Origin of the sequence: Neobacillus mesonae, from assembly GCF_023715155.1 — a bacterium.
GTDB classification, from domain to species: domain Bacteria; phylum Bacillota; class Bacilli; order Bacillales; family Cytobacillaceae; genus Neobacillus; species Neobacillus mesonae_A.
The window spans coordinates 101,107-114,414 of sequence record NZ_JAMBNQ010000002.1; the positions used below are offsets into that span (position 1 = coordinate 101,107).

The window sequence follows — 13,308 nt, forward strand, 5'->3', positions numbered from 1 at the left end:
CATAAGATATCGTGAAAATATTAGTTCATGTCAAAAATGAAAAAACTCGCCGGTCTTCATGGCAAATGAGGCGCAGTTGACTTGTAAAAAGGGAGTGTCGATAAATGGCAGGGAAAATTAGAAATTATTTTGCAGGCGGTAATACAGCTAAGGGTTTCCACAATCTGTATGATTCCAACCTACAAGGGCTGAACAGGTTATTTATTTTAAAAGGCGGGCCGGGTACCGGTAAATCGTCCTTAATGAAAAAGGTCGGCGAAAAATGGGTCGAAAAAGGCTTTAATATTGAATTTTTACATTGTTCATCTGATAATAATTCGATTGACGGGGTCATCATTCCCGCTTTGAAAGTGGGCATTGTTGACGGTACGGCTCCGCATGTCATTGAACCAAAGGCGCCGGGTGCAGTGGAAGAGTACATTAACTTAGGTGAAGCCTGGAATGCCAAGGCGTTAGCTGCTCAAAAGGCAGACATCGAAACACTGACTGCAAAAATTTCAGAGTCCTTCGCGAAAGCATATGATGCATTTAAAGAAGCATTAGAGATTCATGATGATTGGGAAAAAATCTATATTAACAGCATGGATTTTCAAAAAGCAGATCAATTAACAGACAAATTAATTGAGTCCTTTTTTGGAAAGATGAAACTGAATAAAAAATCGGATGTCCGCCACCGCTTTTTAGGGGCCGCTACTCCGGTTGGGGCTGTTGACTTTGTTCCAAATTTAACAGAGGAAATTCCAAAGCGTTATTTTATTAAAGGACGCCCAGGTTCCGGCAAGTCAACCATGTTGAAAAAATTGGCCGCCGCGGCTGAAACTCACGGGGTGGATGTGGAAATTTACCACTGCGGCTTTGACCCTAACAGCCTGGATATGCTGATTTTTAGAGAATTGGGAATCGCTATTTTTGACAGCACCGCTCCGCATGAATATTTTCCGAGCCGGGATGGCGATGAAATCATTGATATGTATGAAATCCTCATTGAACAGGGAACAGATGAAATCTTTGCAGAATTTATCAGCAATATCTCCACTAAGTATAAAAAGAAGATGGAAGAGGCAACCAGCTATCTAGCCAAAGCAAAAGAACTTCACGATGAACTTGAAGCTATCTACGTCGCCGCCATGGACTTCTCTGTTGTTACTAAAATCCAAAACAAAATTGAAGAGGAAATTAATGAATTAGCCGAGGTTTAAATGAACGGGGCTAGGCACTATGGGATTTTTCTCATAGTGCCTCAATTTTTATTGATGAGGATTTGTCTTGCTTTGCTGGCTTTTGTTTCGTTTATTGCCTTTGCTGTTGTCGCCGCTTGTGAATTCAGCAGCAAATTCTGCTTCAGCATGTCCAGCTTCAGGGGCATTTTGATTGCGGCTCCCTTTGTTATATTTCTTCGTCATCTGTCATCCCTCCTATCCGCTCAAGGTTAGTTTGGCATTGGAGAGTGGGTTTATACTTGTCTTAATTCTCAGATTTCCAAGCCGGCTGATTCGCAATAGCAGTAATCTATGCATGCTAATCTTTTGAAAAAGGATTTTTGGGAAAGAAATAGAATGTGGTAAAAAAGATCATTTTAGTTAGGATGTGCCTTCATGCAATCGAATATTACTATATTAACAAGGCTTTTTCAGGAGAGACAAAACCCTGTTAATGCGGATCAAATGGAAAAATATATGAAGAACCATTTCCCTTTCTTTGGAATTAAATCACCTGAAAGAAAAGAAATTGAAAAGCAATTTTTCCAAGAAACGGAAATATTAAAAGAGCCATTCAATCAAGATTTCATACTAGAGCTTTGGGAGCAGGCGGAAAGGGAATATCAATATACGGCATTGGCCTATATTGAAAAGTCATTAAAGAGGCTGGGGAAAAAAGACTTGGCACTGATGGAGACTTTGATAACCAAGAAGTCCTGGTGGGATACAGTGGATCCCCTTGCCTCAAAGCCAGTTGGAAAAATTGCTCAAGTATATCCGGAAGCGGCGTCGGAAACGATTGATGCATGGGCCGAGCATGATGATATGTGGCTGCGCAGGACGGCCATTCTTTTTCAATTAAAATATAAGCAAAAGACAAATGAGGAAAAGCTATTTCAATACATAAGGCTTAATGCCGGCAGTAAGGAATTTTTTATCCAAAAGGCAATCGGCTGGGCGTTGCGTGAGTATTCCAAGACTAATCCAATGTCTGTTAAGGCATTTATTGAAGGGAATACGTTAGCGCGATTAAGTGTCAGGGAGGGCAGCAAGTATTAGCCATAGGACTCATGACAAGACCAGTTTTCAAAAAGATGGTAAAATGTCCGTAATATTTGTGTAGAGGATGATTAGCATGATTAGATGTATTGCAACAGATATGGATGGAACCTTATTGAATTCCATGCAGGAAATTCCGGAGGAAAATAAACAGGCCATTTTAAAAGCACAAGCCCAAGGTGTTGAAGTAGTTGTCGCAACAGGCAGGTCCTATCAGGAGGCAGTCTATGTCTTAAACGCAGCTGGTTTGAGCTGTCCAGTGATTGGTGTAAATGGTGCTGAGGTACGCTCAATAGAGGGCGAGGTCATCTCTGCAAATCCAATTCCCAAGCCATTGGCACGCGAGGCAGCCGCAAGGTTAAACGCGAATGATGTCTATTTTGAGATCTACACCAATCAAGGGGCTTTTACGATTGATGCCAATAAGGCGGTTTCAACCCTTGTCGATATCGTGATGAGTGCCAATCCTGAAGCAGACCGCGGCGAAATTACCCATGCAGCAGGGGCAAGGGTGCGTGACGGGTTAATTCATATGGTAGAAGATTATGAGCAGTTGTTTGCAAATGAAGATATGATGATTTATAAGATTCTAGTTTTTTCGTTTGAGGATGGCAAATTAGAGCGGGCAAGAGAATCACTCACTGATCTTGATGAGTTAGAGGTCACGAAGTCAGGCGCTGAAAACATTGAAATAAACCATAAAAATGCCCAAAAAGGCATTGCTCTTGAGGCCTTTACGAAGTCAAAGGGAATTGATTTAGCTGATACGATGGCAATTGGCGATAATTTTAATGACATCTCCATGCTGGAAAAGGCTGGACGAGCAGTGGCCATGGGAAATGCCAGTTTTGAAATAAAGGCGTTATGTGATGTGATTACAGAAAGTAATGAAGAAAGCGGTGTGGGCAAGGCAATCCTTGAAGTGTTGCAATGAGGGACAAAATAGTCTTTTCGAGGTGAAAATGGTCTATCACAAAGGTGATGATAGACAAAACAGGCTTGTGGAGAGAAGCTGCTGTCTTTCCTTAGGATAATGAAAGACAAAATGATCTGGTGAGCTGGTGAATTAGTCTTTCATAGGGGGGATGAAAGACTGAATAGATCCTTTCGAAGCAGAAGTTGTCTTTCATAAGTGGGATGAAAGACAGAATAGATGGTATCAAGGCAGAAGTTGTCTTTCATAGGGGAGATGAAGGACAGAATAGGTACTTTCGAAGCAGAAGTTGTCTTTCATAGGGGGGATGAAGGACAGAATAGGTACTTTCGAAGCAGAAGTTGTCTTTCATAAGGGGGATGAAGGACAGAATAGGTACTTTCGAAGCAGAAGTTGTCTTTCATAGGGGGGATGAACGACAGAATAGATAGTATCGAAGCAGATGTTGTCTTTCATAAGTGGGATGAAAGACAGAATAGATGGTATCAAGGCAGAAGTTGTCTTTCATAGGGGAGATGAAGGACAGAATAGATGGTATCAAAGCAGAAGTTGTCTTTCATATTAGGGATGAAAGACAGAATAGATGGTATCAAGGCAGAAGTTGTCTTTCATAGGGGGGATGAAAGACAGAATAGATGGTATCAAGGCAGAAGTTGTCTTTCATAAGGGAGATGAAGGACAGAATAGGTACTTTCGAAGCAGAAGTTGTCTTTCATAGGGGAGATGAAAGACAAAATAAGCGAGAATCGGGATGGAACGGTCCTTCATCAAATGAATGAAGGACAGCTCTAATTAAAAAATGAGGTAATTGGTCTTTCATAAAAGGAGGAGGCCCCGTTTTATGTCTCGTATAGGATTTATTTTGTTAACGCTGGTGCTGCTTGTGTCTGGATGTTCTTTTTTCGAAAAAAAACAGGTACCGCAGGAGGAGCGTGAGGCCGCCCTCATGCAGCCGGAAGTAGAAATCATAGCGGACAACTTAGCGGTTCCTTGGTCAATAAATCGACTAGACCAAACTTTTTATATCAGCGAGAGGCCCGGCAGTATCGTTAAAATAGACGGCGGTAAAGCGGAACGGCAGCGTGTGTTATTGGAGAAACCCTTGGCGCGGGCAGCTGAGGCCGGTTTACTTGGCTTTGTACTTGATCCGGAGTTTCCTGAATCTCGAAAGGCGTATGCCTATTATACATATGGGGATGAGGCACACGGCCAGTTTAATCGGGTGGTTGTCTTAGTTTTAAATGGAAATGAGTGGAGGGAAACGGCCATTCTTTTAGATAGGATTCCCAGTGCGGCCTATCACCACGGCGGGAGGATGAAGATTGGACCTGATGGCAAGCTGTATATCACAACAGGGGACGCAACTGAGCCCGGTTTAGCGCAGAATTTGAAATCAATGAACGGGAAAATTTTGCGAATGAACCTGGATGGCACGATACCGGCTGATAATCCATTTCCAGGCTCCTATGTATACAGTTATGGGCATCGCAACCCACAGGGCTTGGTGTGGATTGGGAATACGTTATATGCAAGCGAGCATGGTCCATCAGCACATGATGAGATGAATAGGATTAAACCTGGTGCTAATTACGGCTGGCCGGTGATTCAAGGGAATGAAAAGAAGCCCGGGATGGTAACGCCAATTTTTCAATCGGGAAATGAGACATGGGCACCTTCAGGGATGGCGACGTATAATGGCCGCCTTTATGCTGCGGCATTAAGGGGCAATGCGGTTTTACTGTTTAATTTGGAATCAAAACGAATGAAGCCGGTGATTACCGGCCTTGGGAGAATCCGTGATGTGTATGCTGACGGCGAATACCTGTATTTTGTCAGCAATAACACGGATGGCCGGGGGAACCCTGATGAAAAGGACGATAAATTGTACCGGGTACGGCAGGAAAGTTTGGAATGATGGTTGCTGTTGTTCCTATGGGACAGAGCAATAAGGTATGGATGGTACGGTGTTGTCCGATAGAATGGGGTTATGGGACAAAACTAGATAAATGCATGGTGGAAGTGTCCCGTGTGAATTGTCTATGGAGAAAGTAATTATCAACCCTGTCTTTAATAAAACTCCCGCCGTAAAGCCCTTCACCCAAACAAAAATAAAAAGCAACCGCGCCATTGATGGCCGATTGCTAGATACCAAAAACCTACAGGATCTCAATTTTCAGCGAATTCACCTGGGAAACCAGCAGGTCTTCATATTTTTGCTGTGCTAAATACAGTACCTCTTGATCGCCTGCTTTTGGGTTCTCCTTTTTGACCTGGGCTAAGACGTCTTCTTGAACCTTTTTCGAGAGGACGATCATTTTGTACTGTTCCTTTTCTGCTGCCCAGAATTTCCCTTCGCAGTAGGTTTTAATTAGTTTTTGGGCTGAAGAGAACTGGTTATACTGCCCGCGGACCTTTTCAAGCTCTTGTGCGACATCGGCATCTGAGGCTTTATGTCCTTTTTCTTCCGCAAGCAATGCCATTGAGCGCAGGCGGATAATCTGCGTTAACAGCTGGTTTTGATCTTTTGCTAATGTTTCTTGTGAATCCAAGTAGGATAATTCCTCTTCTAACTGTTTGCCGCTGTATTGTTTCTTCGCTGCTTCCCGGTTAATTTCAAGCTGCAGCTGGTTAATGAATTGATAAAAGGCAATGTCATCTGTGGTAATCCATTGCCCATTAATTTTGGCTGCCCCTTTTGGTTTTTCTACAGTTAAATCAATTATTTTATCTGTCTTTTTGCCGTCCTTCTCTAGTGTAAAGGCGGCTTCATATTTCCCGGTCATTGGCAGTTTGGCTTCGCCAGCGTAGATGCCGTCCTTGCCTTCCTTTAACGTCACCTTGGCAGTTCCATGATCCATATTGGTCATGGATAATTCCGCTTTAACGGTTAATCCTTTGGCCGGTTTGTTATTCCCGGTTACCTTGATTTCAATAGGCGAGGCCTTATCCTGCTGAAAATAAAGTTCTTTCGTTAGTTTAATCGTATAATCGGGCCCGGAACTGCAGCCTGTGAGCAGTGCTGCCAAAAACAGCAAAACAGCCATTATTCCTTTCATGCTCCATACCCTCCTAATTTCTGTGTTTGTAAAAATTCCCCAACGGTATACTTCTCCATTTTTCCATCTTGTAAAAAGGCCACATGGGTACAGACCTGACGGATTTCATCAAGATGGTGGGAAGAGAGCAGAATCGTTTTATCTTGCAGTGACTTTAATATTTCCAGGATTTCTTTCCGTCCCATTGGATCGATTCCGCTTGTCGGTTCATCTAAAATTAAAATACTGGCGTCCTGGTACAGGGTAATCGCAAGTCCCAAGCGCTGAAGCATTCCTTTTGAATATCCCTTCACCGGCTCATTGCGGTCATCCCATAAACGAACTGACTGTAAAATCTGTTCCACCCGCTCAAGGTCGGCCTTACCGGATACCGCTTCAGCAAAAAACGTCATATTTTCAAGTCCTGTCAGCATGGGATAGAGCATAAATTTTTCCGGCAAATAGGCAATGGTCCGTTTCCATGCATCGCTTTTCTTCGTTACCGTCATGCCGTTAATCTCTATTTTCCCCTGTTTAACCGGCATAAGGCCTAGTAAACTATGAATAAATGTGGATTTGCCGGCGCCGTTGCGGCCGACAAGGGCACAAAATTCATTTTTGGCAATGTGAATCGAAATAGAATCGAGCACGACCTTTTTGCCGTAGGATTGGTGGAGCTGATCTACTTTTATCACTCAAATCCCTCCTTGCGGTTGAAAACGATGGCTATGCCAATGGAAGCAGCAAGCCAAACGATTAAATTTCCTAGTAAAAAAAATACTGGTTTAGTCCACATGAAAGATTGCAGGAACCGCGACATGTGGCCGAAGGAATAGACACCGATGCCGGTTTCGAGAAACATTCTGACAGCCTGAAGCGGATTTAAAAAATACCCGGCAGAAAATAATTTGACGTTTTCATAGGTGACATCCGGCAGAAAGGACAGCAGGATGAAATCATGCAAAAAGAAAAAGTAAAACCAGATAAAAATAGAATAGCCAATGATCTGCATCCGGGAGCGTGAAAAACTTCCAATCGCCGCACCCATTTGTAAAAAGATCAGAGACATACATAAAAGTGAAAGAACAAAAATGAAATAGGACTTGATATCCAGTTGGAACTGAAACTTCAAGAATAAGAGATAAACGAAAAACCATGCGATTAACGGTAAAAGAACAACCGTATAAAGACCTATGCTCTTCCTTAAAAGGAAGCTTGTGTAATTATCCTTTTTCGTCAGCAGCATAATCAGGGTCTTTTGTTCTTTCTCTTGGAAAATGGAAAAAGCACCAATGATTAAGCAGAGAATCGGGATAAAATAGATAATCGTATCAAATAAATTGACTAATAGAATATAAAAACCTTTATCAAATGAAAGGGCAGAGGAACGAAACAGAATGCTGATTGAAATCAGAACAATGATGCTTAGCGCGAGCCAAAGCCCTTTTCCCCTTAAGTTCTCTTTCCATTCCTTCCAAATGTAATGCATAATTTACGTCCCCCCTTTGTGAAGATGAACACCACTGCAAACAGCCCCATTACGATGTAGAGTATCTGCCAATGGCCGCTTGTTTTTGAGATGAGCGGGTGTGGATCTTTAAACATGACCTTTTCGTCCGCTTGCGTCGCATTTAATTTTTCATAGATGTTGATCGCTGGGCTTTTTAGAAATAGGCTTGTAAGTTCCTGGTCCTCAATCAACTGATGGAGGGTGGAATAATAGGTTATCGGAAAATCCCCGATGCCGTCCTGATTGAGATCGGTCAGCGGAAAGGAGGAGCCCCAGTCATTGCCTTTGCCTGCTTTGCTCCAGGCATTGCGCTCTCCCTTACCGCCGATGGAAACGGCGGGGATGGTATTGTCGGAAATTTGGTTTAATGTAAAGATTTGATCATTGGAACTCGACCAAAGCTCAATTCCAATTTGATTCTGAATGATACGGTTGTCTTGAATAAGATTTCGGGTTGCCTGGTCAATATACAGGCCGCGCTGGTTCATGTAAAACGTATTATGCTGAATTTGATTATCATTTGCCATCAAAAGCAATAATCCAAAAGATTGATTTCCATAGTTGACGATAAATTGATTGTCTTTTAGTTTTAATTCATTTGAGTTCATGATGGCTGCTCCGCCTGTATTCATGGCAAAACTATTTCGTTCAAAAATATTGCCGTCGGAATACATGTAATGCAAGCCATACCTTGTATTGCTGATGTTATTATCATAGCTTTTGTTGTTATTCGAATAGTCAAAGAACATGCCGTCCCGTGTGCCGACAATTGTATTATGGGACAGTAAATTATCTTCGGCATACCAAATATGAAGTCCATTGCCCTGGGCAGCGATCTTACCTTTGCCTGAACCTTTAATATGGTTGTAGCGGACAATATTATGGAATGCTTTGCTTAAATAAATGCCGTGAAAGGAATGGCGGATTGTCATATGCTCAATTACATTGTGATTCGTATAGACTTTAATGGCAGCATACTCTTCAGACGAATTCCTATTCATACTGCTATTTGTCACGGTTAAATGGCTGAGTTTTACATTTGGAGCTTTAACTGAAATGACATTGCCGGTTCCGTCTCCTTTGATCACGGTGTTTTTCGTACCTATTAGTGTCAGCGCCTTTTTGATCACAATGTTGCCTTCATATGTTTTTCCTTCCAGCTGTAATACCGCTCCCTCTTTCATGGAGTCGATCATTGCCTGCAAGTTTTCGACTGCCATATATTTCTCTGGTTTTACAAAGAAAAAGAGAGAAAAAACAAGAATCAGGAGCGTCCGTTTTTTCATTTTACTCGGTCCTTCCATAACGGAATTAGTAATAATAAAAAGGCGGCAATGACAAAATAGATACCTGTGCCTAACATGCTGTGAGTTGTAAAATTAGCGACTGTATTGTCACCGATAATCGGCGGTACAAAAGGATCCATTTTGATGGGTGCATGCGGATCCAAATTAGTTCCATATTTTTTCAAGGCTGAATAAAGGTCAACCACTCCAATCAAACCGCCGATGACTAACAAACTGATTAATCCATAGAGGATCTTTTTATTGCGAAGCAGGGCGGTGATGAGCGTCACGGCAGCTAAGCCGATAATAATGTAAATCAGGTAGGAAAGTTCCGGAAAATTTTCCGCTCCAAAATTGGACATCCCTATATAGTGGTTAAGCCCATTGATGATGTCAATTTCACCTGCCAGCTTATTCGGATACACGATGATATTTAGTCCTTCCGGATATTGTGGTGCAAAAAATAACATCTTCCACCAAGGAAAAAAGATGGAAACTATCATTAAAACGGAAGAAAGCCCGATAAGCAGTGAAGATACAAGTGATAATCTTTTCCTGTCATTCAAGTTAACCACTCCTTTTAAATTGTAAATCTATTAAGGGGAAGGGTATCAATTGGAAAATTGATACCCAGCCAACTATTATTATTTCTTCGGCTTAACAAGGAAGTAGCCGTTCATTTCCTGGTGCAGGGCAGAGCAGAAGTTTGTACAGTATAATGGGAATGTTCCGGCTTTATCAGCGGTAAATTCCATCGTATTAGTCTGTCCTGGCTGTACTTCCATGTTCAAGTTATAGTCATTAATAGCGAAACCATGGGTAATGTCTTCATCAAAGTCGATATTGGTTAAGTGGATAAAGACATGGTCGCCTTGGTTTACTTCAATTACGTCAGGGCGTTTCGATTTTGCGTCAAAAACAAATCTTGAACGCATGGCGATTCCATAAACGTGAACTTCATTGCCTTTGCGGACAATTTTTGTATCCTTTTGTTCATATACAGCATCTTTGTTTTTTGGATCTTTTGGATATACTTCAATTGTTTTAATTTTATCGGCCTTAATCATCTGTGCGTAGTGCGGCTCAGGATCAACTGGAGCGGATTGAATGACCTTCATCTTGCCGCTGATGTCAATTAACTGCATCGATTCAGGGTGAGAAGGCCCAACAGATAAGTAAGTGTCTTTCGCCAGTTTATTCAAAGCAACCAGCCATTTGCCGTCAGGTGATACAGTGTCGCCCTCAGCTGCAACAGAGTGCCCTGGTGAATATTGAACAGGGACACGGTCAAGTGTTTTGCCGGTCTTTGGATCCCATTTCACTATTTCTGAGGAAATAAACATGGTTGTATAGGCCATACCTTTATCATCAAACTGGGTATGAAGCGGTCCAAGAGCGTTTTCAGGATTCACTTCGCGTTCCATAACAGATTCATATTTTAAAATTGGAATGCCGTTTCTCTCGCCGGCAAAATCTTTATTTTGGACTGCTTTAAAAGCTTTTTCAAAAGAGAATACCGTCATCGCCGGCGCCAATTTACCTGATGCGATGAAGTATTTACCGTCTGGTGTAACGTCAACACCATGCGGCGACTTGGCAACAGGGACTAAATAAATGCCGCCTTTTTGCTTTTCAGGAAAAATCATTTTTTGACCGCCGACATTCTCGTACTTGCCTTCTTTAACCATTTTCTCAAGCTCTTTCCAGTTGAATAGCACAATATAGTCACGGTCAGCCTGTGATGCATTTACTTCCATTGTGGTGGTGGCTTCTTCCGTATTGTAAGTGGTCATCACAGCCCAGTCTTTAGATCCCTTTTTACCTGCATCAGACAGGTCATAGGACCAAGGCGGAAGGGCAACCTGATAGGCAATGTTTAGTTTTACATTTTTTTCATTAAATGTGACAGCAGACATCACGCCGCGGTATTTGCTGCTGTAGTCATCAAGTGACTCGTATTTTTGACCAAGCGGTACCGCAAACCGCGTTGGCAGAAACATGTACTCGGTATTTTCTGTAACGAATGCTGCACAGTGAGGTCCAGCCGTATTTGGCACCTTGATAATGTCCTTTGTGGTGAATGTTTTTAAGTCAACGACAGCAGCACGGCTGTTGCCGACATCTGTGGCAAACATCCATTTGCCGTTATAGTCACCGTTTGTTTCCGAGAAAGCGGGGTGGTGCAAATCTCCCCATGTATAGCCGCCCATCAGCTTTTTCGAATGTTCGTCAAAACCATATCCTGTCGCGGAGTCAGGAGAGAATACCGGGATGGTTCTGATTTTGCGCATGGATGGTACACCATAGATGAACATCTGGCCGGAATGGCCGCCAGATGCAAACATATAGTAATCGTCTTTTTGACCGAAAGGAACATACACCTTTTCAGCATCGCTTTTATTACTGGCCGAAGCCGTTTCGGATTTTGGGTTGGATGAAAAATTCGCAAAAGAAATCGTTGCCGCGATAAATCCAGCAAGAAGACCGGACGTGATTGGAACCCATTTCTTCATTTCGTTACACCTGCCTTATAATTTATCCCGCCTTAACGGGCAGAAAGACTCCCATCTCAAGATTACGAGTATACAAAGAAACAGGGTGAGAGATTAGCTGCCTGTAAAGGTCAGATTAGTGAAATACAGCGAAACATACCGATGCGTAAGCAGGGGGTTAGCCTGAGCCAATCGGATTTGTACTGACTCGTTAACGGTGCGATAGCAATGATAGCAGAGTTAGTAAAAAGTGGTTGAAGAAAACCCTCCGCTGATGGAAGTTTCACTTTATTTTTCTGATGCTTCTTTCAGTACATCCAGTACCTGCTTACGTTCGTCATCTGTTAATGGATTTTTGCCGATGACCCCTGACATAACGGCTGAAGTCGGCTGTTTTAGGAACTCTTCAATCGGCTTGCCATGTTTTCCCTCAACATTAATAAAGGCTTTGGAAAGGTCTGGCCCTACTGCACCGCCTTTTAAATTTAGAGACTCTACGGCATGGCAGCCAAGACATCCCCGTTTATTCAGGATGTTATCGTCATCCACAGAGACCGTTTTTGCTGCAGCCTCTTTTGTATCTGTGCTTTCCTCCTTTGGCTGAGCAGTTTGGCTGTTTTCTGCCTGCACCGTTTTCGGTTCGCTTCCTGATTCCCCCAGCATTACATCAAAAACAAGGTAACCAAGGCCAAACCCGATGATTAAACTAGCCACAAAACTAATGATCGCTTTTTGCACAATTGTCCCCCTCCTTCTTTTTCAAATGAACAATTTCATCCTAATCCCCGAGTGGTGTTTCAAAGTATGATATAAGTCACATTGATTAGGAGGTATTTGAACGATTTGTGAAGGGGGGCTGGAGGGCTTGATAAATAAGGGTTTTTTAAAAATGAACGTTTTGTGAAACGAAGGATTTTTACAATGTTCTGGAAGTAAGGGGGGAGTTTTGTGAAATGAATCACTACACGATGTAAAGCGGACGGTTACAATAGGTGGTAATGAATTTGTTTGTCAAAGGCGGCGACCATTGTGGAAAAGAATAACTGCTTAAAGGAGTACCATTCAGCTTCTTATCTTGAACTGACAAAGAAGGCTCTTCTTCATAAGATTGTCATTTTTAAAGATCTTCCTCCTTCTTGTTTGGAAGTGATTGAAAAGAGGATTCAAACGTTTGCAGTCAAAAAGGGAACAAAAATGATTTCTGAGCATGAAGCTGCCCAAGGCGTGTATTTTGTCTGTTCAGGCTCTGTTAAGCTGACCAAACAGGATGAGAACGGGAATGAGATCATTGTTTGTATGAAGCAGCAAGGTGATCTTTTTGCAGAGGCCTGCTTATTCTCGCAAAAGGCGGAATGTTATCCAGCAACGGCAACGATGCTTGAGGACGGAAAAATTATGTTTTTAGATAAAAATGAGCTGGAAAAAGACTTGGCTGTTTATCCGGATCTCGCCTTGGAAATGGTTCGTTATATGAGTGATGCACTGCGGGAGATGACCTCACAGTTACGGGATGTTGCCTTGCTTGATGTGTATGCGAAAACCGTAAAGACATTGGAGCGTCTGGGAAGGAAGTTTAATATGGGCAGCAATAGATGGGGAATTGAAATCCCGTTAACGGTGCAGGAATTTGCAACCGTCGTCGGAACAACGCGGGAAAGTGTCAGCCGGGTGTTTTCGAAGCTGAGAAAAGAAGAATTAATTGAGCTGAAGTACCGCAAAATCATCATTTTGGATTGGTGCAGATTATGTACCGTGCTGCACCGGGAATATTAATGCGAAAAATGACGTGTGCT

At 42.4% G+C, this 13,308-nt stretch carries 13 protein-coding genes; 5 read left to right on the forward strand and 8 right to left on the reverse strand.

The features are described 5' to 3' along the window. Positions 1–104: 104 nt before the first annotated feature. Entirely contained in the window at positions 105–1,199 is a 1,095-nt protein-coding gene (locus tag M3183_RS03315) for a PRK06851 family protein (RefSeq protein ID WP_251466461.1), read from the forward strand. 48 nt (positions 1,200–1,247) lie between these two features. Here M3183_RS03315 and M3183_RS03320 read toward each other — a convergent pair whose 3' ends face one another. Then, positions 1,248–1,403, reverse strand: a complete 156-nt coding sequence (locus M3183_RS03320; protein WP_251466462.1) for a hypothetical protein — start codon at positions 1,401–1,403, stop codon at positions 1,248–1,250. Positions 1,404–1,595: 192 nt separating this feature from the next. Here M3183_RS03320 and M3183_RS03325 point away from each other — a divergent pair, with 192 nt between their 5' ends. The 3 genes from M3183_RS03325 to M3183_RS03335 all read left to right on the forward strand — a co-directional run bounded on the left by M3183_RS03325 (position 1,596) and on the right by M3183_RS03335 (position 5,107). Then, on the forward strand, positions 1,596–2,258 hold the full coding sequence (locus M3183_RS03325; protein WP_251466464.1) for a DNA alkylation repair protein: 663 nt from the start codon (positions 1,596–1,598) through the stop codon (positions 2,256–2,258). 76 nt (positions 2,259–2,334) lie between these two features. After that, positions 2,335–3,192, forward strand: coding sequence for a Cof-type HAD-IIB family hydrolase (locus M3183_RS03330; RefSeq protein WP_251466466.1), 858 nt, complete (start codon positions 2,335–2,337; stop codon positions 3,190–3,192). 841 nt (positions 3,193–4,033) lie between these two features. Continuing rightward, complete coding sequence (locus M3183_RS03335) at positions 4,034–5,107, forward strand: PQQ-dependent sugar dehydrogenase (protein ID WP_251466468.1); 1,074 nt, start codon at positions 4,034–4,036, stop codon at positions 5,105–5,107. 241 nt (positions 5,108–5,348) lie between these two features. Here M3183_RS03335 and M3183_RS03340 read toward each other — a convergent pair whose 3' ends face one another. The 7 genes from M3183_RS03340 to M3183_RS03370 form a co-directional block, all read right to left on the reverse strand. Then, entirely contained in the window at positions 5,349–6,248 is a 900-nt protein-coding gene (locus M3183_RS03340; protein ID WP_251466470.1) for a FixH family protein, read from the reverse strand. Further along, positions 6,245–6,922 carry an ABC transporter ATP-binding protein gene (locus M3183_RS03345; protein ID WP_251466472.1) on the reverse strand — a complete coding sequence of 226 codons (678 nt, stop codon included), beginning with the start codon at positions 6,920–6,922 and terminating at the stop codon, positions 6,245–6,247. The genes M3183_RS03340 and M3183_RS03345 overlap by 4 nt, the downstream gene beginning before the upstream one ends. Continuing rightward, on the reverse strand, positions 6,919–7,716 hold the full coding sequence (locus M3183_RS03350; protein WP_251466474.1) for an ABC transporter permease: 798 nt from the start codon (positions 7,714–7,716) through the stop codon (positions 6,919–6,921). The genes M3183_RS03345 and M3183_RS03350 overlap by 4 nt, the downstream gene beginning before the upstream one ends. After that, positions 7,680–9,023: a nitrous oxide reductase family maturation protein NosD gene (gene nosD / locus M3183_RS03355; RefSeq protein WP_251466476.1), complete on the reverse strand. Its 1,344-nt coding sequence runs from the start codon at positions 9,021–9,023 to the stop codon at positions 7,680–7,682. The genes M3183_RS03350 and nosD overlap by 37 nt, the downstream gene beginning before the upstream one ends. Beyond that, positions 9,020–9,589 carry a hypothetical protein gene (locus M3183_RS03360; protein WP_251466478.1) on the reverse strand — a complete coding sequence of 190 codons (570 nt, stop codon included), beginning with the start codon at positions 9,587–9,589 and terminating at the stop codon, positions 9,020–9,022. The genes nosD and M3183_RS03360 overlap by 4 nt, the downstream gene beginning before the upstream one ends. A 78-nt stretch (positions 9,590–9,667) precedes the next feature. Next, complete coding sequence (nosZ, locus tag M3183_RS03365; protein WP_251466481.1) at positions 9,668–11,536, reverse strand: Sec-dependent nitrous-oxide reductase; 1,869 nt, start codon at positions 11,534–11,536, stop codon at positions 9,668–9,670. 267 nt (positions 11,537–11,803) lie between these two features. Continuing rightward, positions 11,804–12,253: a cytochrome C gene (locus M3183_RS03370; protein ID WP_251466483.1), complete on the reverse strand. Its 450-nt coding sequence runs from the start codon at positions 12,251–12,253 to the stop codon at positions 11,804–11,806. Between the two features lie 291 nt (positions 12,254–12,544). Between M3183_RS03370 and M3183_RS03375 the strand changes: the two genes are divergently transcribed. Then, positions 12,545–13,288, forward strand: coding sequence for a Crp/Fnr family transcriptional regulator (locus M3183_RS03375; protein WP_251466485.1), 744 nt, complete (start codon positions 12,545–12,547; stop codon positions 13,286–13,288). The last annotated feature ends 20 nt before the right edge of the window (positions 13,289–13,308 follow it).

Coding starts and splice junctions, on each gene's coding strand:
- M3183_RS03315 (WP_251466461.1), top strand. CDS start 105: ATGGCAGGGAAAATTAGAAATTATTTTGCAGGCGGTAATACAGCTAAG.
- M3183_RS03320 (WP_251466462.1), bottom strand. CDS start 1,403: ATGACGAAGAAATATAACAAAGGGAGCCGCAATCAAAATGCCCCTGAA.
- M3183_RS03325 (WP_251466464.1), top strand. CDS start 1,596: ATGCAATCGAATATTACTATATTAACAAGGCTTTTTCAGGAGAGACAA.
- M3183_RS03330 (WP_251466466.1), top strand. CDS start 2,335: ATGATTAGATGTATTGCAACAGATATGGATGGAACCTTATTGAATTCC.
- M3183_RS03335 (WP_251466468.1), top strand. CDS start 4,034: ATGTCTCGTATAGGATTTATTTTGTTAACGCTGGTGCTGCTTGTGTCT.
- M3183_RS03340 (WP_251466470.1), bottom strand. CDS start 6,248: ATGAAAGGAATAATGGCTGTTTTGCTGTTTTTGGCAGCACTGCTCACA.
- M3183_RS03350 (WP_251466474.1), bottom strand. CDS start 7,716: ATGCATTACATTTGGAAGGAATGGAAAGAGAACTTAAGGGGAAAAGGG.
- nosD (WP_251466476.1), bottom strand. CDS start 9,023: ATGAAAAAACGGACGCTCCTGATTCTTGTTTTTTCTCTCTTTTTCTTT.
- nosZ (WP_251466481.1), bottom strand. CDS start 11,536: ATGAAGAAATGGGTTCCAATCACGTCCGGTCTTCTTGCTGGATTTATC.